Consider the following 23,723-nt stretch of genomic DNA (forward strand, 5'->3'; position numbering starts at 1 on the left):
TGTGGAAGTAAGTTCGACTGTACGTGATAGCTTCATGCATTTAGTGAAGGATTTCTTTCCATCACTGACTATGCACGACCCGCTATATAATGCGCTAGCATTGGGCACCATATTGACGATAGCGATTGTCATTTATATATTTGCAAGGTTGATTGTTCGCCCTGAAATAGCGAGATGGGTATCGAAGACCACCAACATTTGGGATAACGCATTACAAGAACATGGCTTCTTCCGCCGTCTTATGCATTTATTCCCTGCTCTTTTTATATTTCTTGCCACTCCAGTACTTATTGAAGAAGCCTCTGTGCTGTACGGCTTATTAATAAAAAGCGCGTTGTTGTATATGCTTTACAGTGGACTGTTGGGTATTTACGCCATTTTGAGTACGGTGGAAGATGTATACAACGCCTCTGCATTATCTAAACGTGCACCTATTACTGGCTTTATTCAAGTCACCAAGCTTGGCTTTGCCATTCTTACCATTTTGTTCAGCATCTCGTTAATTGTAGATAAAAGCCCCTTACTCTTAGTGTCTGGCTTAACGGCTATTGCCGCCGTACTGCTATTAATTTTCCGCGATACCATATTGGGCTTTGTGGCAGGTATTCAAATTGCGGCTAACCGCATGTTTAACACCGGTGATTGGATCACCATGCAAAAATACGAAGTAGATGGTGAAATTAAAGAAATAGGTTTAACCAACGTAAAAGTGCAGAACTGGGATAAAACCATTTCAACTCTGCCTACCTATAATTTGACTACCGAGGCAGTTAAGAACTGGCGAGGCATGCAAGAATCTGGTGGCCGAAGAATAAAGCGCTCGGTGTATATCGATGTTCATTCTATTAAATTGTGTGACAACGAAATGTTAGAACGCTTCTCAAAAATTCGCTATATCAGTGAGTATATAGAGAAGAAAACAAATGAACTGCGTGCTTACCACAGAGACTATTCTATTGATGAATCTGACTTATTAAATAGCCGCAAATTAACCAACATTGGTACCTTCAGAGCTTATCTTGAGTCTTATTTGCGTAAACACCCTAGTGTGAACCAGGAAATGACCTTGATGGTGCGCCAACTGCCACCTAACGAAATTGGCCTGCCACTGGAGCTATATTGTTTTAGTATTGAGAAAGACTGGGTGAAATACGAAAAGGTTCAAGCGGATATATTTGACCATGTGATGGCCATGTTATCTTTGTTTGACCTCGTTGCTTACCAGCGTGACGGCCACTTAGGTTACTTATCCAGTGCAATGGAAATAAGCCAGAGCGAACAAGACTAGTTCTTGCAGTGACCAAAAAATGTAAACGATAGACATAAAAAAACCGGCTTAAGCCGGTTTTTTTATGTCTATCATTACTTAAGCCAACGCATAACCCATTAGCAAGCAAACCACTAGCCCAGACACGCCAAAGAAACCATACTCGATTTTTTCTTGCATGCCTTTTGCGCCAGTTTCAGCTGTCATGAAACCCATTACGATGCTGCTAAGCCCCAGAGTGAAGGCAATTAGCGCAACACCAAATACAATTGCGTTAATCCAATCAGTCATTCTCTAAACCCTTTAATTTTTCTGGCATTATTATGCACGAAATCAATCTGGATGAACATGCCTCAAAAAACATTAAATGCAAGTAATGTGCTCTTTTCCTCACCCCTTTGATCTTAGTCAAAAATGCTAAATAGTTAAGCTAATTGCTAACTTTTCGTAAATAGTCAATATCACATCCTTTCTATAAAACCTTAAGACATTGAAATAAATGTATTTATTAAAATGGCACTGAGGTTGCAATAACAATAACTAGTGTAACAACTAGTGCAATCACTAGGCTATAAAACAGCGTGACCACAACACAGAGTTCATAACACTAGACGGTCTTCGCGACAGCATCATGGTTAATAGGATTTCAGAAAATGAAAATTAAACAATTACTTCCACTCGCCTTAGTATCTTCATCTTTACTTAGCGTGCCAGCGTTTGCTTTTGAGACTAGCTGCGACATCGAATTAGATGGCCATCTTCAATACCACCAGGGCCTAATTACTGTCGACATGCAAAACGGTTCTACCATGTCGATTGATGACACTTACCATTTGGTGATTAACGGTGAGAGTGTGACGTTGAACAACGAACAACAACAATGGGTCAATACCTATTACGACCGTATCGATACTGCTATTCCCATGACTCTTAACATCGCAAGTGAAGGGTTAGAAATTGCCAGTGTCGCCGTTTCAGAAGTATTCGGTGAACTGCTTGGCGGCGATAATGAGCTTACTGAAGATTTCGATACCATGTTCACTTCGCTTAACGAAAAGTTAGCAACGTCTTTTTACGACGACAACGGCAATATCAAAGTGGATACAGCTAAGTTTGACGAGCCAGGCTTTTTCGACGAAAGCTGGGAAGACGAATTTGAAGCGCAATTCGAGTCGCTCATAACTGAATCAATGGGCCGTATTTTGATTGCTGTGGGCACCCAAATGCTATGGAACGGCGGCGATATGGAAGCCTTCGAGGAAAAAATGGAACGCTTTGGTGAGACTATTGAACACCGTGTTGAATCACAGGCCGCAGCACTTGAAGAAAAAGGCGATGCCCTATGTGAAGTGTTGCAAGAAGCTAATTATGCCGAAAACAAAATGCAAGCCAGCATTCCTGGGTTAGGTGGCTTAGACTTAATTGATATGCGCAGTGGCGAAATGAAAATGTAATTGTGTTTTTATTCGTGCAGTGACTGCCCCCACTACATTCAAACCACGTTCAATTTACATTTAATAACCTTACAACGCTAGCTTTCCCGCTAGCGTTTTTTTATAACCAAATTGATTTTAATAGCTTTTCTCCCTCATCGGTTAGCGCTTTGCACCTTATCCTCAGAACTATGCACCTAACACCCAGCATTTGTGTACCTGGTATTTACCACACAGAACCAATCCGTTTTGCGCCTTACCGCGTATTTTTGATACTTTTACTTTCACCCTCTTTTTCTCATCTAGAAGACGTTATGAATAATAAGCTAGTTATCTGCGGTTACGGTTGGCTTGGTGGCTACCTAGGCGAAGCCATGTCAGCTACCCATGCAATTATTGCTACCACGCGAAGCAAAGAAAAAGCGTTGAAAATAAGCGATAAGCACATTAAAGGCTTGGTTTTTAGTTTGGGTGACGACACCACCGCACTATGTAAAGAACTTAACGATGCAACACTTGTGCTAAACATTCCACCTGGCCGTCGTAATACCCAGTTAGATGACTTCACCAATAACATGCTTGCTCTTATTGATAATGCAGTGGCGGCCAGAGTAGCTCGTATTATTTTCATGAGTACCACCTCGGTATACGGCGATAATAGAAGTGATGTGTTGAATGAACACGCCAGCACCCAGCCTGAAACCGCATCGGCAAAAGCGCATGTTGCCATAGAGCAGCACGTGTTAAAATTAAAAACGAATGCCAAGGTAGACGCTAAAATAGTACGCCTTGCTGGGTTAACAGGCCCAGATCGCCACCCTGTAAATTCCTTAAGCGGAAGAAGCCTGAATGCGGGCAATAAACGAATTAACTTAGTACATGTTCATGATGTTATTGCCGCGTTAAAGGCACTGATTTTGGCCGAAACTAGCAAGGGTGACAGCACCGATTTATATCATTTATGTAGTTTACAACACCCGAAAAGAGGCGATTACTATACCCAAGCGGCACTGAAAAAAGGCATACCGGCTCCCACCTTTAGTGAGTCAGAGTTGGCCCCTACGGGTAAGGCGATTGATGCAAAAGCGAGTTGGAATTTACTGGGAATACTTCCTGACTATGCCAACCCTGATGACATGATTTAGTTAAATAGGATGTTGTGAAGGACATTCATTTATAAAAAGTGCAGTTTTATAAAAAGAGCAGGCTTATAAATAAAGTACAGAATTACAAATAGATAAGGCGCTCACATTTGAGCGCCTTATCGTTGGTATCTCTATTACAACAAGTTTAGTAAGCGACTAGCCAAACAGGCTAACGCCGAAGTATTTAACCGCCACGGTATTGATGAAAATAACTAACAAGATGGCAGGGATAAACGTTTTAAGCGATACATCGACATACTTTTCAAACCATCCACCGCGATAGCCTGAACTCCCCTCTTCAAGGGATGCGTTGAAGTTTGCACTTTTCCAACGATAAATAACAAAGATACAAATCAAGAAGCCGTTTAATGGCAAAATAGTCTCGTAAAATACGTCAATAATAACGTCGAACAGCGACTTATCTACACCCGCGTAGCTGGCGAACTGCGTAAGTGCATCAACTTTACCAAATGACAAAGTACACAGTACCGCTAGTACAAGCATCACGCTACCAAGTGACGCTAACGCCCACTTCCTGCTTACCCCTTTCTCGTCCATTAGCGCCGCTACTGGCACTTCAAAAATAGACACTAAAGACGTGATGGCAGCAAAGAACACTAATAAGAAGAACAGGCTTGCCACGATAGACGCCCCCACATACCCAATAGAGCTTTGCAGCGCTAAAAATATATTAGGTAAATAGGTGAAAATCATACTCACCGATGACTCACTAAGTTCATCAGGATTAATATCAGGGTTGAAAGAGAATATCGCAGGTAGAATCATTAAGCCTGCTGTGAAGGCCACTGCGGTATCTGTTATTGCCACTAACTTTGCCGACGTAGGCACATCCGCTCTCTTGTCGATATAACTGCCGTAGGTAATCAAAATCCCCATACCTAACGAGAGGGAGAAAAACGCTTGTGCGAGCGCACCATTCACCACACTTGCTGTCAGCTTTGAGAAGTCAGGAATGATATAAAACTTCACCCCTGCCATAGCATTCTCGCGGGTGAGTACGAACAACACTAAGCCAATTAACATAACAAAAAGGGCTGGCATCAGCAGCTTAGCTGCTTTTTCAATCCCCTCTTTAACACCGCCTTGCAGAATGAGATAGACCACACCAACAACCACGGCCATATAAGCGAAAATAGACGATGAATTAATAAATAACCCAAAGGTATCTGGGTTAGCTAAGGTGTCTAAATTACCGCTGACGGTTTCAAAAAGATAACCGAAAATCCACACCGTTATCACCATGTAGAACACGGCAATCATAAATGGCGTAGCAATGGCTAACCAACCGGCGATTTTCCACTTTGCTGAATTGCCACTGATTGCGCTGTATGCGCCTAATGGATCCTTTTTGGCATGACGCCCCACTGACATTTCCGCTAACATCACAGGTAAGCAAATAGCGAATACAAAAATGGCATACATCAATAAAAATGCACCACCGCCATTTTTTGCTGCGCCAACAGGAAAACCCACTAGGTTACCAATACCTACTGCCGATCCTGCCGCTGCTAGAATAAAACCTATGCGCGATCCGAACTGTTCTCTGGCCCCGCTCATATCCCTTCCTCTTGTTGAGTTTATTTTTATGTTTTCTGGGATGGCGATAACTTATGATTATTTCATCGTGCTAATGGCGTCGACTACGTCGTATTGCTCGCCTTTTTTAAGCGAGTCAAAACACTGCACCATTCCCTAAAATGCATGGTAACAGCAGTGTAATAAAAAGTCTTGATATTGGGCTTACAGAAAGCGGCAATTGGCGTATCACCAAGTTACCACCTTACCGTCCCAGTCAATGAAGTGGCAGCTTTCGTCGCGATTTGAATGCCGAGAAGCGCTCAGTGTCGACAAATGGGTAAGCAGTTGTTTAGCGGTAAATTCCGGTGTGAATAGCTTATTTGCTTTTACGTTTTTCTGAAATGGCGCTGATAAACCAGTATCGACAGTGCCTGGGTGGTAACAGATTAAAAGTGGATCTTTTAGTCGCCGTGTATACTCTACCGAGGCTGTTTTTACCAACATATTAAGCGCGGCTTTTGAAGCTCGATATCCATACCAGCCCCCCAGTTTATTATCTGAAATACTGCCCACCCGCGCGCTTATGCATACAATAGACGGGCTCTCTTTCACCATCACAGTCACCAAGTACTTCATCCATAAAGCGGGCATCGTACTATTGATTGCAAAGTAGGTTGCTAGCGCTTCTTCACTGATATCTTCCAGCCGCTTTTCCGGGCGGAGCCCCAACGTTTCGTTATTGAGCACACCTGTGGCGACAATCGCTAACTTCACGCGCAGACCTTTGGCTTTTAAGTCTTTAACAAACGCCTCTATATTGCGTTCATTGTGTTCCGGCAAGCTAAATGCCGTTACATTATCAGGCCAAGTGGCGTCTCTATAACCAGTGCGGCTAAGCGCGATTACCTTATTGGGATTATCACCTTCATGGGCCTCAGCGCTTGCCAATAGATGAACCAGTGCCTTACCGATCCCTCCTGACGCCCCTATCACAAGAGTGACCGTATTAGCGCTCTGCTCAGCAGTATTTTGCTCAGTTTTGGGGTTATCTGCCACTGTCGCCACCTTTGCCTTTTGTGCTTTCGGTATTCGTAATATGTTCCGCCCCAGCGGAGCTTCTAGTATTCGCCGTGCTGGGTAATTTTTGTTGCATATCACCTGGTACACATCGGTCACAAGTACGCTTTTTACCGGTCAATAAATACGAAATGGTATAGCGGTGTTTAGCGAATTTAAGGTAACACCAATCGGCAATAATACGAATACCTGGCCAGCGCAGGGGGGTGTATAGCCAACCTACACCCACAGCTTTCCACGCCTGGTGGGTTACATCTAGCCCAGTAATCAGTGTACCATCGGGTAATACCCCGTGAATTCTGGCGTTGAGTGCATGCCAATCTAATTCAGGGTATTTAGCAGCAAACTCTGGAGTTTGAATATCAACAAGGGTTAATGCACCTTGCTTATCCCGTTTTTGTAAATGGCGCATTTCTGTTTTGCACAACGGGCAGTAGCCATCGTAAAAAATTATCAATGTAGTCACCTCTGACTTAGCCGTAGCTTTCTGTGTGTTCTGTGCTTTCTATGTTCTGGGCTTTTTATTTATTATGCTTTTATACGCTAAAAAAATGCACTTGGATGACTTGAGTTTAACCGCGCTCACACCCACACTGATGTCATACGTTTTTTCTGAGGTAACGCAATGGCAAATTTACAAGTAACCACCCTAGCAGGCGGGTGTTTTTGGTGTATTGAATCAGCATTTAATACTGTTGAAGGTGTTGAAAAAGCGGTATCTGGGTATGCAGGTGGCGAAGATGCCTTACCAACTTATGAATCGGTTTGTGGTGGCGGTACTGGTCACGCTGAAGTGGTTCAAGTTACCTATGATGCAGATAACATCAGTTATCGAGAGATATTAGAAATTTTCTTTGCACTGCACGATCCTACGCAATTGAACCGTCAAGGTAACGATGTGGGCACGCAATACCGTAGTGCGGTTTTCTATCATGACGATGCGCAAAAAGACGCAGCCAAGGCCATTATAGAAGAAATCACCACGGAAGAGATTTGGCCTGATCCGGTTGTCACCGAAGTAGTGCCGATTAATAACTACCATCAGGCTGAAGGCTACCATCAAGATTACTTTAAAAATAATCCGCAGAACCAATACTGTTCAATGGTAGTAGCACCTAAACTAGCAAAGTTTAAAAAGACATTTGCATCCCGTATACGCCCAGAAGCATAAGTAGCCTTATTAAGTATCGCTTGGTTTGAACAGCCTGACAAAAGGTGCGGTTGCAGCGTAAAATCTGCAACCGCATTTTTTATTTCTATCGATAGCCAATAAGTTTGAAGATCAGTACTTTTGAAGCTCAATGCTTTCTAAAAACAAAGCTAATTAAACTTAGCGCGATTGCAGGTTAGTGCTACTGAAACCAGGCTCTATCTAGAGGCACTGAGAACAACAAGGGTGCCATAGCCTCATAACGCGCAGTTTCTGCCTCACATTTGATGTTCTTCAAGTAGTTCACTTTCCACGGGTCGTTAATTAGCCACAAGGTATCTTCTACCACAACGAGTCCTTCAATTGAGGCGTTATCCATTACATATTCGCCACAGTCGTTATCTGCATTCACGTTAAACTGCATGGAGATACGTTTAGTTTCAGCCTTACCAGCAACATCAATTACCCAAACCTCGTTGTCATTTCGGGCAGCGGCTAATAAGTAACTATTACCGCTATCAGCGGCATTATAAAGTGCTAAACCATTGATAGGGTGACTACCCGCATCAAACGTAGGCACCGACAAATCAGGTTCATCTACCACAGCGAAATCAGCACTTTTCCAAAAGTCATCTGTCATGTTTAACGAGAAAATACGCGGCTGCCCCGCTTTGTCTTTCTCAAGACCTAAGTACAAGGTGCCATCTTTTGCCATGGCCATGCCCTCAATACCGTCGTTAGGAAAGTTACCCACTTCAAATTTGGTAGGAAACTGCAAAGGGCGAACATGGGTCATTGTCACAGTATTGTCTTCATCTCGCGCTAATCGAACCAATAAGGTGGGATAATCGGTCGAGCCCGTATCTTGATATTTCTTTTCGCAACGGGTAGAAAGCGTTCCTGTGCGGGTAGCATCTTCGGTTACGGTATAAATCACATTCGGGTTATGAGGATCGCTAGCAAGCGCTTCTAAATCTGGTGCATTGGTTAAATAGTCACTAAAACAACTTCTGCGCACGCGTGTGGCTAGTTTAAATGCATTACTTGATGTGGTCAGTGTTGCCGTTTCTTTATCAAGAAAGTGCAGTTTTCTTTGCTGCTCAAAGGCGGCACTACCATCTGCTATGGTGACTAATTGACCATTAATTTCAATTAGCCCCGAGGTTTGAGGGTCTTGCATTACCTCGCTGGTGTCGGTGGATATCCAGCGCCCAACAGAGGTTAAAACCGAACTTGTTGTGGCACTAGGTACTTCTTCGTTAAATGCGGCATCTTTGCTCTCGCTACAGCCTGCCATAACACTACTTAACGCGACAACAATACACGCGGCAACCGGCCAATTATTCAACATATCTTTCATTTCCTTCAACGTTAAGATGCCCCTATAACTCACGCCTAGCAAAAGCTGCAAGCACTAGCTTATAATTCTACTGCTCACCAAATCCACGATACCGGCTGCATTTTGACCTGCATTTTGAGCAGTTAGGCAGAAGCAAATTTATGGGCGAAAACCGTCACGAGTAAAGCCCATTAGGGTAAAAAATGTAAGCGAGTATATCTACCATACCGTTTAAAGCCAAAAAAGAGTAAGGTACATTTTTCTTCTTGTTGCTTTTGGTAGGAGCATATTATTTCTAAGCAGTGTATTCCTGCGGTGGTTGCGGGCCCAATCGTTAGGCGAGTCACACAAAGTGCGTGTCATATTTGGTTAGTCACGTCAGAGGCTAAGGCCCCAACATTTACGCTTTCACAAAATGATGCGAAGCTTGACGCAGAGGTGACAAGCACCTGCGTGCAAGTAGGTAAGCACGCCTTCATTCATTTATTATCTGCCACTGTAGATGAAAGCTTTACCGCTAATATACCCATTTACTACCAACTCACATTTACAGCGACTGAATGCCAAGAAAAGTGGCAAAAAGAGCAAGCAGACTTACTTTATGCTAATCAAACTGCATTGAGCTTTTGCTGGACAAACAAGCCTGAAACCCTATTGCATGGCTCATGTCGAAAGCCTCATTTTGATGGAGATGACGCTCTAGCCCAAGTTGATAATTTACTCGATAATGCCATTGCATCAAATAGCCCTCGCCCTGATGTGCTTATGATGACAGGCGATCAGGTATACACCGATGATGTAGCCGGCCCTACTTTGCAAGCCATTCACCACGTCATTGCATTACTCGGGCTTTTTGAAGAGCCCCTTGAGGGCGCGGTTTTAGAAAATTCCGCAGAACTCCCTACTCACCTGCATGGTTTTTATGAACGTGAGCAGTTACTGCCTCAAACGGAGACGAATACCGCACTTTCATCACTCTTCTTTGGCGCCAAAAGAAAACCCATTTTCACCTCGGTGAATGCGCAAAATCACTTAATAAGCTGCGCCGAAGTGGTGGCCATGTATTTCTTGGTGTGGTCACCTGCCCTGTGGCGAAACGTGACTTTTCAAGTGAATGATATAGCCGCGCAACACAAACAGACCTTTGAAAAAGAACAACGCGCCATTGAAGGTTTTGTGAGCAAGTTGCCAAAAGTCCGTCGTGCGCTGGCGCATATCCCCGTTTATATGATTTTTGACGACCACGATGTCACCGACGACTGGAATTTAACCCGGGGTTGGGAGCAAGAAGTTTATGGAAACCCTTTTTCTAAACGTATGATTGGTAATGCCCTTACCGGTTACCTACTTTGCCAAGGCTGGGGCAATGCGCCACAAAAATGCGCGCCGTTGATTGCTAAAGCCAGTGAAACCTTTACCGAAAGTGGCATGGTGAAACAAGATGAACTCATCGATCAATTGTTAGACTTTGAACATTGGAATTATCGCTTAGACACCACGCCCCCTATTGAGGTATTGGATACCCGAACCCGTCGTTGGCGCTCAGAATCAAGTATGAAAAAGCCGTCTGGCTTGATGGATTGGGAAGCCTTGTGCGACTTTCAGCATAATATTATTGGAAAGGATGCCGTGATAGTGGTGTCGGCCGCCCCTATCTATGGGGTGAAGTTTATAGAAGCCATTCAAAAGACTTTTACCTTCTTTGGCAAAGCACTGACTGTGGACGCCGAAAACTGGATGGCGCACAAAGGCACGGCGAATGTCATGCTGAACATTTTTCGACATTACAAAACGCCACCTGAATTTATTATCTTATCTGGTGATGTTCACTACTCGTTTGTATACGATGTACGACTACGCTTTCGTCGCAACAGCCCTCACATTACCCAATTTACCTGTAGCGGATTAAAGAACGCCTTTCCAGAAGGCTTAATTCGCTGGTTAGATAGGCTTAACCGTGTTTTCTACGGGCCAAAATCTGTGCTGAACGTGTTCACGCGGCGCAGAAATATGTCAGTCACCGCCAGAGAGCCATCATCAGGATACGGTGAGCTATATAACGGCTGCGCCATTGGTATCTTACAAATTTCACAAAATAGTACAGTTGTTGGCTGCAAAGCTTTGTTGAGCAATGGTAAAGAGGTAGAATTCCCGCCCATAAAAGATAATTAGTGTGTACGGAAAGAGGTTTTCATGAGTGATAATGCGCTGTCGATTGGCTTATTCTACGGTTCAACAACCTGTTATACGGAAATGGCAGCGGAAAAAATTCAGGCACAATTGAATAGCTTATTCGACGATAACATTGTAGATGTTCACAATATTAAAGATGTAAGTTTGAACAAAACTGCCGACTATGACGTTATTATCTTTGGTATTTCTACTTGGGACTTCGGTGAGCTGCAAGAAGATTGGGAGTCTCACTGGGAAGAAGCCCACCAGCTTAATTTGGAAGGTAAAATCGTAGCCTTATACGGCATGGGCGACCAACTTGGTTACGCTGATTGGTTTCAAGATGCCTTGGGTATGCTGCACGATGCTATCGCCCCTTCCAACTGCACTATTATTGGTTATTGGCCCAATGAGGGTTATGAGTTCACAGCGTCTAAAGCATTAACTGAAGACAAGTCACACTTTTTAGGCCTCTCGTTAGACGACGAGAACCAGTACGACAAATCAGATGAACGTATTGCTGCATGGTGTGAACAACTGCTTATATCGTTAGCGGGTTAGCTGTGACCCAAGGGCGCATACATCAAGACTTCTATCGTAATGGCCCAAGCCATAGAGATGGTGCCGATGTCACTTTTCAAGATATTCGCAAGCTGTTTAATTTTTCGAGTATCACCATTGGAAAATGGGTAACCGCTGATGAACAGCAAATAGCGGCCAACTTATTCTTCGACGCCTTGTATGATCTGGCCACCATTTTAAACGTGAACGAACAAGTGCTGTCTTTAAACGGCACATTATCGCTAGCCTTTGGCAGTGGTGGTCAAAAAGGCGCCAGCGCACATTATAACAGCGCTCGAAGACAGCTCGCATTGGCTAAGAATGCCGGCGCAGGCGCATTAGCTCATGAGTGGTTTCATGCGTTTGATCATTATATTGCACCCAAAATGTTTGCCGATGTAGGTGTGGGTAGCTTTGCCTCGCAAGCGTGGTTAGATAATGCCCAACTCAACCCCCATCCACTCAATGAAAAACTGAGTAAATGCTTCTCTTCGTTGTTTTTAGACAACAATAATCGACCTAACGATTATTTTGTACGATCTGTAGAGGCGGATCGCGCATTAAAAATCTATTATTACGCAATGCCACAAGAAATGGCCGCCAGAGCCTTTGAAGCCTGTGTTCAAGACCATTTGATCAAAAATGCATTCTTGGTTCAAGGCACAAAAAGATCAACTGAGGCTAGACTTGGCATTTATCCTCATGGTAATTTGCGTATAGCGCTCAATGAGTCGTTGATGTTGTATTTTTACCAATTAGGCGTCGCCATTTCCCACAAACAATCTTAAGTTTGTTGTTTTACGATGGAAACTGAGCAATTTTTCAGCAACAAGTGTTAACGAGCACGCTGTTTTGTACAAAACCCTGTTTATTTTTGTTACAGGCAGTATACTAAAGCGCTCGAACGTAACAGAAAAAAGAAGACGAGATGAAAAGAAAAAAGCATACCTCGGCCGAAGACGAGGCTCAGATTGATATGACCCCCATGTTGGACATCGTGTTCATCATGTTGATTTTCTTCATCGTAACGACCTCGTTCGTGAAAGAAAAAGGGTTAGATACAAACCGCCCAGAAGACAATGAGGCTAAGAATGATCAGCCTTCTAAAGCGCTTTCTATTCGTATAGATGCCGATGGCACTATCATGATGGGTGGCCGTGAAGTTGATATCCGCCGTGTTGTTGCAAACACACAAACTTTTTTAGCGGAAAACAACACTGATTCAGCAGCTATACAAGCTGATGAAGATACTGAACACGGTACAGTGGTAGAAGTAATGAACCAGGTTAAAGTAGCTGGTATCGCTAAAGTGTCGGTACTGGTCAAGAAAGGCTAGTTCTTTCGAAAGTTTTAAAAAGCCGCCTCTAGGGCGGCTTTTTCGTTTTTACTCGTCCACCGATTTATAGACTCCCCATCAATGTATTTGAAAAACTTCACTTCGACCTCCAACATTTATGATTGCTCTTTTTTCCATCACTTATCATCTTTGTCACAATACTAAATAAGTTACTGATATTAAAAACGGTACCAAAAATACTGCCTACTGAGAGGGCGTACATTAGCCCAAGTGTTTCGGCGAGCAAGAAATATCGCCTGATTTTGTCTGTTTCTCTTAAGACAATTGAGCCTATAGTAAAAATGAGGGATGACGCATAGGCGATAAAAATGTTCCAGTCATGGTGCAGAATAAACCACTCATACAGCATGAATAGGATATTGGCGGCCACGAAAATAAACAGTACCCATCGGCTACGATGCTTTATAGCGATAAAATTACGCAACCCCGCTAAACATGTACCCACGCCAGCTGCCATGGCATCAAGCATAAAAAAATGCACACTTAAGCTCAGTAAAGCAAAGGCAGAGATAAATAAATAGCGCTCTACACTATTTTGCCTATAACCAATAAAATTAAGTACGACGGCAATAGCACCGAACGCTTCAGCTACAATCAACATGCCAAACTACCTTTGTTAAAAGCGTAAATAGAAATCGCGGCAAAGCGCTTTAAAACGACTTGAGTAATCTCCGCTTTCATCTCTAATCACCAGATTGTCAATGTCGCTCTTTTTGTGTTGTTTACTCATACAAAATACCGTCACATAAGGGGGGCGTTGGTCATTGTGCTGCACTCTTAGAATACGATTTGTGACTAAGCCTATTTCAGCAGCTATGCCTATAATTTCACTCTCCCGAGCAAAAGGATAAAGGCAATAGAACTCACCAGTACTGGTAAGTTGCTCAGTAACAAATGAAAATAGATGCGCTGGGGTAAGTGAAACAGTTTGCCGAGCCTGTTCTCTAGTGTCACTTTGCGACTTGTAGGCATGACTATGGCCTTTTACATGCTCGAAATAGGGCGGATTAGACACGATAAAGTCGAACGCGTTATCCGCAGCTAAGTCCGACAACTTATTATGCTGCACTGTTATTTTTGTTGGCCAAGGTGAGGCAGCTACGTTTAACCTCGCTTGTGATGCAGCCTTTTCATCAATATCGATAGCGGTGATTTTGGCTGATGGCGCAGACGTTTGCGCCATCATTAGCGCGAGAATACCGGTGCCCGTGCCTATATCAAGAATATGGCTACTTTGATTGGGCTTGGCCCAACTGCCTAATATCATACTGTCGGTATTTACTTTCATAGCACAATTGGTTTGATTAACCACAAACTGCTTACAGCGAAACATGGTAGCTCTCTTTATATTTTTGTTTTCTAGGGCGTTGTGCTCTGGCACTACCACTTCTGCCTTGTCATCATGTTTCTTGCTACATCGACAGCATGCACTGGGCGGTATTTTTTTAACGGCCCTTGCATCAATATTTTCCAAACTGGTGCGGTTTTCTGTGCCACATCTTCAAGGGTGCGAAATTCGCTTCGCGTTCCCAACAGAAGTGAAGGACGTACTGCTGCCGCATGAGGAAGCTGTGGCATGCGCATTATCGCGTTTTCTAACTCGCCTTTCACCCGTAAATAAAAGTTACTGCTTTTTGCATCTGCTCCAACCGACGAGATCCATACAAAACTGCCGGTGCGCTGTGCACGAGTAAGTTGAGCAGCAACATGTACGTATTCAAAATCCACCCGTCTAAACGCCGACTTAGAGCCCGCTTGTTTAAGTGTGGTCCCTAAACAGCAATATACGTGATCGACACCGAAGTACCCTTGGTAGTCTTGCAGGTTATCAAAATCAATAACCACGGGTTTAAGCCTATTGTGTGGATCGGCGAATTGATTAGACTGTAGCGGCTTTCTTACCAAACAGGTCACTTCGCTATAGCGGCGGTCCTGTAAAAGTATGTTTACCAACGTTCGTCCCACTAATCCGGTCGCTCCTAGCACCATTGCGGTTTTCATACTTAGTACCTTGTATCCTAAGACAGTTTCTCTACAATCAACTATTCGACAGTTAAAAATATGCAGATAAAAATGAAAAAAGCCCTTTTAATAGGAGCCGCTATGCTCTCTACCGCTTTACAGGCCGAACCGCTCGATATTGAGCGTATTTTCGCTTCTCCTTCCCTTGATGGCAATGCGCCTCGTGCACTTAAAGTTTCTCCTGATGGAGAAAGAGTTACGTTTCTAAAAGGAAAACAGACCGATTATGAACGTCTCGATTTATGGGAATACCATATAGACAGTGGCGAAACTCGCCTTCTATTCGACTCAAATGACCTTCAAAGTGGCGAAGAAGTATTGAGCGACGAAGAAAAAGCCCGTCGCGAACGCATGCGTTTATCGGGTAGCGGTATTGTCAGCTATCAATGGTCTGCCGACGGAAAAGCCCTTCTATTCCCACTAGGTGGCGATGTGTATTACCACAAGCTTGGCGAGAAAGGTGCAAAGCAACTTCTTGATACCGACGTATTTGAAACTGATATTAAGCTATCTCCGAAAGGAAATTACATTTCTTTCATTCGCGACCAAAACTTGTATGTAAAACATATTGAGTCGGGAAAAGAAACGGCCATTACAAAGGAAGGTGGCGACAACATTAAATTTGGTATGGCCGAATTCGTTGCTCAAGAAGAAATGGGCAGAATGACCGGTTACTGGTGGTCACCAGATGAAAGCTTCATTGCATTTACCAAAGTAGATGAAAGCCCTGTAGACGTCATTTCGCGTTCTGAAATCTACGCAGATGACATTAAAACCATTGAACAGAAATACCCTAAAGCAGGCACCAACAATGTACTTGTTGAACTTGCTATTCAAAACATCAATAACGGTGCACGCAGATGGGTAGACTTAGGCGAAGACAAAGACATATACCTTGCCCGCGGTAAATGGATGCCTAACAGTGAAACCTTCACGTATCAGTGGCAAACTCGCGACCAACAGACTCTTGAGCTGCGAGCGTATAACGTTCCAACAGAAAAACAGGAAGTATTGTTAAGCGAAACCAGTAGTACGTGGGTTAACTTGCATAACGATTTATACTTTTTGTCTGACTCAGACCAGTTTATCTGGGCCTCTGAACGAGATGGCTTTAAGCACCTTTACCTTTACGAGAATAGCGGTAAGTTAGTGCGTCAATTAACTCAAGGCGATTGGGTGGTTGATAACATCGAAGCGGTTGATGCCAAGAACAACCGAATTTATTTCGCGGGTCGTAAAGATACACCGCTTGAAAGCCACGCCTATTCGGTATCGTTAAACGGTGGCGATATTTCACGTATTACCAACGAAGGCGCTTATCACAGTGTGTCGTTCAGTAAAGATGCCTCCATCTTTATCGACCGTTTCTCTACCATTAACTCACCTGCCCAAGTAAGTTTAAATGATGCTTCTGGCAAGCGTATTACATGGCTTGAAGAAAACAAAGTTGAAGAAGGCCACCCGTTACATGCCTATATGGATAGCTGGACGAAGCCTGAGTTTGGCGACATTACTACCAAAGACGGCGCCACCTTAAAGTACCGTATTTACAAACCTGAAAACCTTGAAAAGAAACACCCTGTTATTGTGTACCTTTACGGTGGTCCACATGCGCAAGTTGTGACGAATAGCTGGGCAGGTAATCGCGGGTTACTGATGCAACATTGGGTAGATAAAGGCTATGTGGTGTTTACCCTTGATAACAGAGGCTCCAATTACCGTGGCAAAGCATTTGAAGATCCTATTTACAAGAAGATGGGCTTTATAGAAGTTGACGACCAAGTAGCGGGTGTTGAGTTCTTACGAACCCTACCTTATGTAGATGCTAAACGTATTGGTGTTCATGGCCACAGTTATGGCGGTTACATGACGCTAATGACCATGTTTAAAGCGGGCGACTACTTCCAAGCAGGTGTGTCTGGTGCTCCAGTTACCGACTGGCGCCTGTACGATACGCATTACACTGAACGCTATATGGGCAACCCTAAAACTGATGACGATGCATACACAGCCTCTTCCGTATTCCCTTACGCGAAAGACTTAAAAGGTGACTTGCTTATTTATCACGGAATGGCTGACGATAACGTATTGTTCACCCACTCTACGATGCTATACAAGCACCTTCAAGATTTGGCAATTCCATTTGAAACCATGGATTACCCAGGTAAGAAGCACAGTATTCGTGGTAAGCAAACGGGTATCCACTTGTACAAAACCATTACTAACTTTTTCGACAGAAATTTAACGCCTGAGCAATAAGGTTTTAAATTTTAGGCTTTGAAAAAAGCTGAGAACGAAAAACGGCGATGCTTTTAAAGCACCGCCGTTTTTATTTATACTTCCCATTCTTTATGTCAAACCGCCGTGAAATCTAAGCCGGCAATAAGTATAGAATTATGCAAACATCTGATTGGCTAAGTTCTTCTGTACATCTTGCGCAGATGCTTTACTTAACTCAATTTCGATAGCGTCACCTTTACCTGATAACCATATTTTTAGTTCTGCATCGGTATCGAAGTGTCCTGCCGTTTCTACCACAAACTGCGTGATCGACTTATAAGGAATGGAATGGTAATTAACCTTTCTGCCCGTTAGCCCTTGCTTATCAATAAGAATTAAACGCTTATTGGTAAATACGCTTAAATCTCTTACTAGTTTAAATGCTGCGGTGACGGTTTCATTTTCAGCCAATATGGGTGAGAGTTCTTCATTTACCGCTTCAGCACTGGTTTCACTAGCGTTACCTAGCAAGGTGTCAAATAAGCCCATTTTATTCTCCTAAACAGACACGAGTTTTGTCAGCCACTGTACGCGATGAGCAAGGGGCTTGGGCTTGTCTAAGGCAAAACCTTGACCATAGTCTACCTGTAGTGCCTTTAGTACATTTGCCGTTGCGGTATCTACCACAAACTCCGCCACCGTTTGCTTACCCATACTGTGAGCAATATTATTTATCGCAGTAACTGTAGCATGATCAATCGGATCGTGAACAATATTTCGAACGAAGGAGCCGTCAATTTTGACGTAATCAACATCCAAGTTTTTAAGGTAAGTGAACGACGACATTCCTGCACCAAAGTCGTCGAGGGCAAAGCTGCACCCTATTTCCCGAAGGGTGGAAATAAAATGTTTAGCCGCACTTAAGTTAGTGACTGCTGTGGTTTCTGTGATTTCAAAGCAAATTTTTTCTAGTGGTACTGTCGTACCTTGAAGCCGCTGGGTAATTTTTAACAAGGTGATTTCATCGCCGAGGGTAATTCCCGACAAGTTAATCGCTACTTTAGCCACATTGTCTACATGCAGTGGATTGGCCTCTAATGTCTTTAGTGTATTGTCTACCACCCAGTAGTCCACTTTGTTCATCAAGCCGTGACGTTCGGCAAGGGGTATAAACAAACCTGGACTAATAAGAGTGCCATCACTTCCGGTTAAGCGTAGTAGAATTTCATAGTGTTCAAGGCCGTTGGTATCGTCTTCAGTTATGCCATTAAGGGGCATAATGGCTTGGCTATATAATTCAAAACCATCGAACTGTAGCGCTTTGTGCAGCGTGTGTAACACATCATTTTCGCTGTTATCCATGTTCAGTTGTGCATCGTGAGCATGGTAAACAAAGTACCTATTTCTTCCTAAATGCTTGGCCTTATAGCAGGCATTATCAGCGGCCTTGATGAGTTCTGCGGCGTTATGCTCTTGCGGATTCATTTCAATTACACCAATGCTCGCCCCAACGAAAAATAGCTTATCTCCATACATAAACCGGTAAGTAGAGATAGCCTTTAACAGCTTATCGAGCTTAATTTTTACCTTATCAAGGGGCTGTTCATGATAAATAATACAAAATTCATCTCCGCCTATTCGGGCAAGCAAGTCTTTCTCACTAATGTGCTGCCTAAATATGGTAGACACTTCTTGAAGTAACTTATCGCCAGCGGGGTGCCCGCAACTGTCGTTTACTAACTTAAACCTGTCCATGTCGATAAAGCACATTACGCCAGGGTTAGTGCTATCATCCGAGTTTCGTGAAGGGTATATGGTAGTGACGTTGTCTCTTTCCACGTCTGTATTTTTATCAGGCGTATCGGCTGCATTCGCCTCTAAAATGTCACGGAGTTGTTTATCAAAAGCATACCGATTGAGTAGACCTGTAAGTTGGTCATGATTGGCCTGATAGGCGACTTCTTCTTGCAACGCCTGCTCTTTGGTTACATCTTTTGCAATACCTTCAACTGCGATTAGGGCACCAGACTCGTTCAAGATCGGCGTATCTGAAAACTCTAGTACCAATTCTTTTCCTTCACAGCTGGTGTAGTGAACCAAATATGGGTCGGGTTTTACCCCCTCCCCCGATTTCATTCGTATATCGAAAGTCTCGTCTGGTATTTTCCTTAACAGTCGCGATTCTTTCTCGATGAAATACTCTGGCGTAAACCCCAAAATAGTATTAATTCCAGCACTGACATAAATAAACTTATGTTCAGCGGTTTTGGTATAAACGAAGTGTCTATGCATGCCATCGACAAGCCTCCGATAGCGCTCTTCGCTATGTTTAAGTGCTTGCTGAGCTTTGAATCTTTCTGTGACATCCCTAGCGGTTAAGGCAATATTGTCTCCCGCTTTAACCACTTGTACCTTCAACCATTCAGGCGCAATTTTACTTTCCTTAATAGCGACGTACTCTTCAAAGGGCATGTTGTTTGTTGCCACCTCCTTGATACAGTCGAACAGTTCGGCTTTACCTAGAAACGCTAACTGGTCTTTCAGTGTTTTAGTGCTTAACTCTGAGCATGCTCCACGAAATAGAAAACGGCTGTAGCGGTTCGCTTCAACTAGCTCGTAATCACTGCCCTTGGGCCGATAAATGACTAACGCATCTAACGAGGCCTCGCTTGCCGTAAGGTAGCGCTTTTGACTGACCGATAGATTCACCGCACCTTTCATTTGCTTATGAAAAATCCAGCTGGCCAACGCCGACATTAAAAGCCCGATTACCGCGACTAATAGGCCAACGCTATAACGCCCCACTTGAGTTTGCATGGAAAGCGAAAACTGCCGACCAATAAATGAAAATGGCTCAGTAGTAATAACGGTTCCATCATTGACCAACTCACCATTGCTAAATAGGGTGTGCCCCGAGTCTCGAAGCACAAAATTAAACTGAGGACCTTCTAGTTCACCTAGCATAACGCCCAAAATCGTTTGTGCGTCAAAGCCCGCCAATAAGTACCCGTGATTGAGTTCTTGAGGGCTAATAGAACGGCCAACAATAATATGGTAATGACCCGTTACTGACGAATGTACCAACGTACTCGCCAGCGATTCAGCAAGCGCGGGAATAGTTAGCCCCACCGATACGAGTGGCTGGCCGATAAGTTGGTTCGATAGGCGAGTTTTCATTCCATGAGAGGGCGTAGCAACCCATTGAATAATGCCGTTTTGATCAGCAAACGTTAGTGAACTATAGCCGCGCTGCATCCCCATCAAAGACATTGCTTGCGCATTAAACCAATCTACCTGATTGGGCGCAAAGGTTGGCCAGTTACGCATTAAATTGTGGACGGCTTGGATGCGTTCGGTAGAGAATACTTCTAAGCTAATTTTTACCTGTTCAGCAACTGACTGGGCTTTTGAAATCCGCACCCGTTTGTCTTCTTTGTCGAGATAGACACCCGCTGAAACAAAAAGTATGGAAAGAAACACGAACAGCACTAAGGGGAGTCCGTAAATTCGGTGGGTAACTCTTGATTGCATTACAATGACCTCTCATTCGAGAGGCTGGGACTATAAACCTCGAATATGAAATTTTTATGAATTATCCTTTTAGAATTTAAATGGTAGGGTATACCTTTACATAATGATCACTGCGTTTAAATAAACGTATTTCTAATGAAGATACAAGGCGTTACTCATGCACCCTAATGAAACGGAACTCTCCTATTCGTCTATAACTCAAGCGTATGACAGAATAAAAGAACACGTAACGCGCACACCTATTATGGAGTCGAGTTTGTTAAATAGGTGGATGGGGCACCGTATTTTATTCAAAGCTGAATGCCTTCAAACCATAGGCGCGTTTAAGCTTCGCGGCGCACTGAACTTTTTAGGTCACCTTCACGAACAAGGTAAGTTACCAAAACAAGTCGTAGCGAATAGCTCGGGTAATCACGCACAAGCCGTGGCATACGCGGCGGCAAAGTATGGCATTCCCGCGACTATTTTCGCTAGCAAAACAATTTCTCCTATTAAAGCAGCGGCCACTGAAAGTTATGGGGCAACACTTAAGTTGTTCCCCACCCGCCAAGAAGCAGATATCGCCGTGGCTAATGCAGCCGAAGAAGAAAATACTGTGTGGATCCCACCATTTAACCATCCAGACATTGTGGCCGGTCAAGGCACCGCCGCCATGGAAGCGTTAGAAGATACAGGAAAGGTAGATGCTATCTTTGCCCCTTGTGGCGGTGGTGGACTGTTATCGGGTACTTTGCTTGCGGCTCGTGCGCTACAACCCGATGCGCTAGTGATTGGGGCTGAACCACTGGCTGCCAACGATGCATCTCAGTCATTGCAGCAAGGCGAGATTATTGCCCTTGATGCCCCACCGGTAACCCTTGCCGACGGCGCAGCAACGCCCTCGGTTGGCAATGTGACCTTTCCTCTATTACAAGAGCTTGATGATTTTTACGAAGTGGACGAATTGCAAATAGTCTACTGGACGCAGTGGCTACAGCACCTATTAAAACTTCATATAGAGCCCACTTGTGCCATGAGTATGGCAGCGGTTGCTGCTTGGGCTGCTAACACGCCACCTGGGCAAACGGCATTGGTGATGCTGTCAGGCGGCAATATAAGCCAAGCCTCTATGACCGAAATTTGGCAGCGCGACTTTTTACTACAACCCCCTATTATTAACACGGAAGAATAAGCATGCTAAAAATGCACGTTAATACGACAGAAATAGTAAGTGGAATTCCCCCTAATCAAAGTAACAGATACGGCATTAAGCGCTCCTTTCTTAAATTCGGTGGCGCCCTTGCTATAGCCACACTATCGAGTGTTGCGTGTGCAGCAACACTTTTTACCAACGTAAAAGGTTACACGCTGAATGATGATGCTGATTTAATATCGTTCACATCGATTCTTATCGACGAAGGCAAAGTGCTTTCTCTCGATATAAAAGTAGATGAGACCACTGCTCAAACGTTAAATATTTCCAACACCATTGATGGTAAAGGCCGCGTAATGTTGCCGGGGCTTATTGATGCGCACGGGCATTTATTGGGCTTAGGTGCCAACCTACTGGAAGTTGATTTACGTGAAAGTACCAGTGCTGCCGATGCCGCTGATAGCGTAGCAGAATATGCACTGGCGAATAGCACGCAACCATGGATTACTGGCCGAGGGTGGAACCAAGAGTTATGGTCTGATAGAGCCTTTCCAACCAGTGGTGATTTGGATAAAAAAGTGTCCGACCGGCCGGTATGGCTAACGCGTGTAGATGGCCATGCGGGTTGGGCTAATACCAAAACCCTTACCTTGGCCGGTATTACCAAAGACACCCCCACGCCCGTTGGCGGTGAGATAGTTAAAGATGCTAACGGCGAGCCGACTGGAGTATTAATTGACAATGCCATGGCATTAGTCGAACCCTATTTACCAACACAGAGCAATGCGGTATATAAACGCCAACTTGATGCCGCAGGTAAGCACTTACTATCAAATGGTATTACGTCAATGCATGATGCGGGTGTCGGCCGTGGTGTGTACGACTTCTATATTAAACAAGCAGTTCAAGCTGAATTACCCATTCGAATATACGCCATGATAAGCGCCACTGACCCTGACTTAAGTAAACTACTTGGAAAAGGGCCAATACGAGACGCTAATGATTATTTGTACATTCGTTCAGTCAAAGCCTACGGTGACGGAGCCCTTGGCAGTAGAGGCGCAGCCTTATTAGCCCCCTACTCTGACGCCCCCCACCAGCATGGTTTATTACTCACTCAGCCTGAGGAAATGACGCCGTTATTTACGTCGGTCATCGGTGCTGGGTTTCAATTGAATTACCACGCTATTGGCGACAAAGCGAATCATGTTGCGCTTAATGAATTTGAAAAAACATTTGCTGCTATTGGCGGTAGTGAATTACGTAACCGAATAGAACATGCGCAAGTTATCGCGCCTGAAGATCTCGCTCGTTTTGCCGAATTAGATGTATTGCCATCCATGCAACCAACACATGCCACCAGCGATAAAAATATGGCTGAAGATCGTATTGGAAAAGACAGAATGGAAGGTGCTTATGCGTGGCAAACTTTACTTGAATCAGGCATTCCTTTGCCATTAGGCTCAGATTTTCCTGTCGAACTGGCAAACCCATTTTATGGTTTGCACGCTGCGGTAACCCGTCAAGACAGGGACAATCAACCGGTGAAAGGCTGGTATGCACACGAAGCGCTTACTATTGAGCAAGCCTTTAAAGGCTTTACATTAGATGCCGCTTACGCGGGACATATGGAAGATACACTTGGCACCCTTACACCGGGAAAATGGGCTGATTTTATACTGGTTGATCAAGATATCTTCACCATTGATAAAAAAGATATTTGGAAAACCCAAGTGCATGCTACCTACATAGCAGGCAAACAAGTGTTTTCGAAATAG

20 protein-coding genes and 1 pseudogene are annotated in these 23,723 nt (G+C 43.9%); 11 read left to right on the top strand and 10 right to left on the bottom strand.

Annotation, left to right across the window (positions count from 1 at the left end; translation table 11 throughout):
• The first annotated feature begins 1 nt into the window (after window position 1).
• Window positions 2-1,288: a mechanosensitive ion channel family protein gene (locus FLAVO9R_RS17015; protein WP_159533272.1), complete on the top strand. Its 1,287-nt coding sequence runs from the start codon at window positions 2-4 to the stop codon at window positions 1,286-1,288.
• A 78-nt stretch (window positions 1,289-1,366) separates the two neighbouring features.
• Here the strand turns inward: FLAVO9R_RS17015 and FLAVO9R_RS17020 are convergent, their stop codons facing one another.
• Window positions 1,367-1,558, bottom strand: coding sequence for a hypothetical protein (locus FLAVO9R_RS17020; RefSeq protein WP_013782633.1), 192 nt, complete (start codon window positions 1,556-1,558; stop codon window positions 1,367-1,369).
• 362 nt (window positions 1,559-1,920) lie between these two features.
• Between FLAVO9R_RS17020 and FLAVO9R_RS17025 the strand changes: the two genes are divergently transcribed.
• Window positions 1,921-2,721, top strand: coding sequence for a DUF2884 family protein (locus FLAVO9R_RS17025; RefSeq protein WP_159533274.1), 801 nt, complete (start codon window positions 1,921-1,923; stop codon window positions 2,719-2,721).
• A 293-nt stretch (window positions 2,722-3,014) separates the two neighbouring features.
• Complete coding sequence (locus FLAVO9R_RS17030; protein WP_159533276.1) at window positions 3,015-3,845, top strand: NAD-dependent epimerase/dehydratase family protein; 831 nt, start codon at window positions 3,015-3,017, stop codon at window positions 3,843-3,845.
• 156 nt (window positions 3,846-4,001) lie between these two features.
• On the opposite strand, the gene FLAVO9R_RS17035 is transcribed toward FLAVO9R_RS17030, so the two are convergent.
• The 3 genes and pseudogenes from FLAVO9R_RS17035 to FLAVO9R_RS17045 form a co-directional block, all read right to left on the bottom strand.
• Window positions 4,002-5,423: a sodium-dependent transporter gene (locus FLAVO9R_RS17035; RefSeq protein WP_159533278.1), complete on the bottom strand. Its 1,422-nt coding sequence runs from the start codon at window positions 5,421-5,423 to the stop codon at window positions 4,002-4,004.
• A 207-nt stretch (window positions 5,424-5,630) separates the two neighbouring features.
• The gene (locus FLAVO9R_RS17040; RefSeq protein ID WP_159533280.1) at window positions 5,631-6,440 is read right to left on the bottom strand and encodes an SDR family NAD(P)-dependent oxidoreductase; all 810 of its coding nucleotides are present in this window, start codon (window positions 6,438-6,440) and stop codon (window positions 5,631-5,633) included.
• An 85-nt stretch (window positions 6,441-6,525) separates the two neighbouring features.
• Window positions 6,526-6,918 (bottom strand): annotated as a pseudogene (locus FLAVO9R_RS17045) (thiol-disulfide oxidoreductase DCC family protein); the annotation flags it as partial.
• Between the two features lie 168 nt (window positions 6,919-7,086).
• Between FLAVO9R_RS17045 and msrA the strand changes: the two are divergent.
• The gene (msrA, locus tag FLAVO9R_RS17050; protein WP_159533284.1) at window positions 7,087-7,632 is read left to right on the top strand and encodes a peptide-methionine (S)-S-oxide reductase MsrA; all 546 of its coding nucleotides are present in this window, start codon (window positions 7,087-7,089) and stop codon (window positions 7,630-7,632) included.
• A gap of 181 nt (window positions 7,633-7,813) precedes the next feature.
• Here the strand turns inward: msrA and FLAVO9R_RS17055 are convergent, their stop codons facing one another.
• Complete coding sequence (locus tag FLAVO9R_RS17055) at window positions 7,814-8,962, bottom strand: hypothetical protein (RefSeq protein WP_159533286.1); 1,149 nt, start codon at window positions 8,960-8,962, stop codon at window positions 7,814-7,816.
• Window positions 8,963-9,256: 294 nt separating this feature from the next.
• Between FLAVO9R_RS17055 and FLAVO9R_RS17060 the strand changes: the two genes are divergently transcribed.
• From FLAVO9R_RS17060 to FLAVO9R_RS17075, 4 genes are all read left to right on the top strand, one after another.
• A complete protein-coding gene (locus tag FLAVO9R_RS17060) occupies window positions 9,257-11,122 on the top strand; it encodes an alkaline phosphatase family protein (RefSeq protein WP_159534701.1) in 1,866 nt (621 codons plus the stop codon).
• Window positions 11,123-11,143: 21 nt separating this feature from the next.
• Entirely contained in the window at window positions 11,144-11,683 is a 540-nt protein-coding gene (gene fldB, locus FLAVO9R_RS17065; RefSeq protein ID WP_159533288.1) for a flavodoxin FldB, read from the top strand.
• Window positions 11,684-11,685: 2 nt separating this feature from the next.
• Window positions 11,686-12,471: a CLCA_X family protein gene (locus tag FLAVO9R_RS17070; RefSeq protein ID WP_159533290.1), complete on the top strand. Its 786-nt coding sequence runs from the start codon at window positions 11,686-11,688 to the stop codon at window positions 12,469-12,471.
• 140 nt (window positions 12,472-12,611) lie between these two features.
• Window positions 12,612-13,019 (top strand): ExbD/TolR family protein, encoded by a 408-nt coding sequence (locus tag FLAVO9R_RS17075; RefSeq protein WP_159533292.1) that lies wholly within the window; start codon window positions 12,612-12,614, stop codon window positions 13,017-13,019.
• A gap of 97 nt (window positions 13,020-13,116) precedes the next feature.
• Here FLAVO9R_RS17075 and FLAVO9R_RS17080 read toward each other — a convergent pair whose 3' ends face one another.
• The 3 genes from FLAVO9R_RS17080 to FLAVO9R_RS17090 are packed head-to-tail and all read right to left on the bottom strand — an operon-like array spanning window position 13,117 to window position 15,041.
• A complete protein-coding gene (locus FLAVO9R_RS17080) occupies window positions 13,117-13,641 on the bottom strand; it encodes a YgjV family protein (protein ID WP_159533294.1) in 525 nt (174 codons plus the stop codon).
• Window positions 13,642-13,656: 15 nt separating this feature from the next.
• The gene (locus FLAVO9R_RS17085) at window positions 13,657-14,373 is read right to left on the bottom strand and encodes a tRNA1(Val) (adenine(37)-N6)-methyltransferase (RefSeq protein WP_159533296.1); all 717 of its coding nucleotides are present in this window, start codon (window positions 14,371-14,373) and stop codon (window positions 13,657-13,659) included.
• Window positions 14,374-14,420: 47 nt separating this feature from the next.
• On the bottom strand, window positions 14,421-15,041 hold the full coding sequence (locus tag FLAVO9R_RS17090) for an NAD(P)H-binding protein (protein WP_159533298.1): 621 nt from the start codon (window positions 15,039-15,041) through the stop codon (window positions 14,421-14,423).
• A 72-nt stretch (window positions 15,042-15,113) separates the two neighbouring features.
• On the opposite strand from FLAVO9R_RS17090, the gene FLAVO9R_RS17095 reads away from it, so the two are divergent.
• Window positions 15,114-17,321 carry a S9 family peptidase gene (locus FLAVO9R_RS17095; protein WP_159533300.1) on the top strand — a complete coding sequence of 736 codons (2,208 nt, stop codon included), beginning with the start codon at window positions 15,114-15,116 and terminating at the stop codon, window positions 17,319-17,321.
• Between the two features lie 135 nt (window positions 17,322-17,456).
• Here FLAVO9R_RS17095 and FLAVO9R_RS17100 read toward each other — a convergent pair whose 3' ends face one another.
• A complete protein-coding gene (locus FLAVO9R_RS17100; RefSeq protein WP_159533302.1) occupies window positions 17,457-17,831 on the bottom strand; it encodes a PH domain-containing protein in 375 nt (124 codons plus the stop codon).
• 9 nt (window positions 17,832-17,840) lie between these two features.
• The gene (locus FLAVO9R_RS17105) at window positions 17,841-20,813 is read right to left on the bottom strand and encodes a sensor domain-containing protein (protein ID WP_159533304.1); all 2,973 of its coding nucleotides are present in this window, start codon (window positions 20,811-20,813) and stop codon (window positions 17,841-17,843) included.
• Between the two features lie 157 nt (window positions 20,814-20,970).
• On the opposite strand from FLAVO9R_RS17105, the gene FLAVO9R_RS17110 reads away from it, so the two are divergent.
• Window positions 20,971-21,984: a serine/threonine dehydratase gene (locus FLAVO9R_RS17110; RefSeq protein WP_159533306.1), complete on the top strand. Its 1,014-nt coding sequence runs from the start codon at window positions 20,971-20,973 to the stop codon at window positions 21,982-21,984.
• Between the two features lie 2 nt (window positions 21,985-21,986).
• A complete protein-coding gene (locus FLAVO9R_RS17115; protein WP_232370690.1) occupies window positions 21,987-23,723 on the top strand; it encodes an amidohydrolase in 1,737 nt (578 codons plus the stop codon).

The organism is Alteromonas sp. 38, from assembly GCF_902506055.1.
Lineage (GTDB): Bacteria > Pseudomonadota > Gammaproteobacteria > Enterobacterales > Alteromonadaceae > Alteromonas > Alteromonas lipotrueae.

Bases quoted from the DNA above. Each gene is read 5' to 3' on its own strand.
- FLAVO9R_RS17020 (WP_013782633.1), bottom strand. From the start codon at position 1,558: ATGACTGATTGGATTAACGCAATTGTATTTGGTGTTGCGCTAATTGCC.
- FLAVO9R_RS17025 (WP_159533274.1), top strand. From the start codon at position 1,921: ATGAAAATTAAACAATTACTTCCACTCGCCTTAGTATCTTCATCTTTA.
- FLAVO9R_RS17030 (WP_159533276.1), top strand. From the start codon at position 3,015: ATGAATAATAAGCTAGTTATCTGCGGTTACGGTTGGCTTGGTGGCTAC.
- FLAVO9R_RS17035 (WP_159533278.1), bottom strand. From the start codon at position 5,423: ATGAGCGGGGCCAGAGAACAGTTCGGATCGCGCATAGGTTTTATTCTA.
- msrA (WP_159533284.1), top strand. From the start codon at position 7,087: ATGGCAAATTTACAAGTAACCACCCTAGCAGGCGGGTGTTTTTGGTGT.
- FLAVO9R_RS17055 (WP_159533286.1), bottom strand. From the start codon at position 8,962: ATGTTGAATAATTGGCCGGTTGCCGCGTGTATTGTTGTCGCGTTAAGT.
- fldB (WP_159533288.1), top strand. From the start codon at position 11,144: ATGAGTGATAATGCGCTGTCGATTGGCTTATTCTACGGTTCAACAACC.
- FLAVO9R_RS17075 (WP_159533292.1), top strand. From the start codon at position 12,612: ATGAAAAGAAAAAAGCATACCTCGGCCGAAGACGAGGCTCAGATTGAT.
- FLAVO9R_RS17080 (WP_159533294.1), bottom strand. From the start codon at position 13,641: ATGTTGATTGTAGCTGAAGCGTTCGGTGCTATTGCCGTCGTACTTAAT.
- FLAVO9R_RS17085 (WP_159533296.1), bottom strand. From the start codon at position 14,373: ATGTTTCGCTGTAAGCAGTTTGTGGTTAATCAAACCAATTGTGCTATG.
- FLAVO9R_RS17090 (WP_159533298.1), bottom strand. From the start codon at position 15,041: ATGAAAACCGCAATGGTGCTAGGAGCGACCGGATTAGTGGGACGAACG.
- FLAVO9R_RS17095 (WP_159533300.1), top strand. From the start codon at position 15,114: ATGAAAAAAGCCCTTTTAATAGGAGCCGCTATGCTCTCTACCGCTTTA.
- FLAVO9R_RS17100 (WP_159533302.1), bottom strand. From the start codon at position 17,831: ATGGGCTTATTTGACACCTTGCTAGGTAACGCTAGTGAAACCAGTGCT.
- FLAVO9R_RS17105 (WP_159533304.1), bottom strand. From the start codon at position 20,813: ATGCAATCAAGAGTTACCCACCGAATTTACGGACTCCCCTTAGTGCTG.
- FLAVO9R_RS17110 (WP_159533306.1), top strand. From the start codon at position 20,971: ATGCACCCTAATGAAACGGAACTCTCCTATTCGTCTATAACTCAAGCG.
- FLAVO9R_RS17115 (WP_232370690.1), top strand. From the start codon at position 21,987: ATGCTAAAAATGCACGTTAATACGACAGAAATAGTAAGTGGAATTCCC.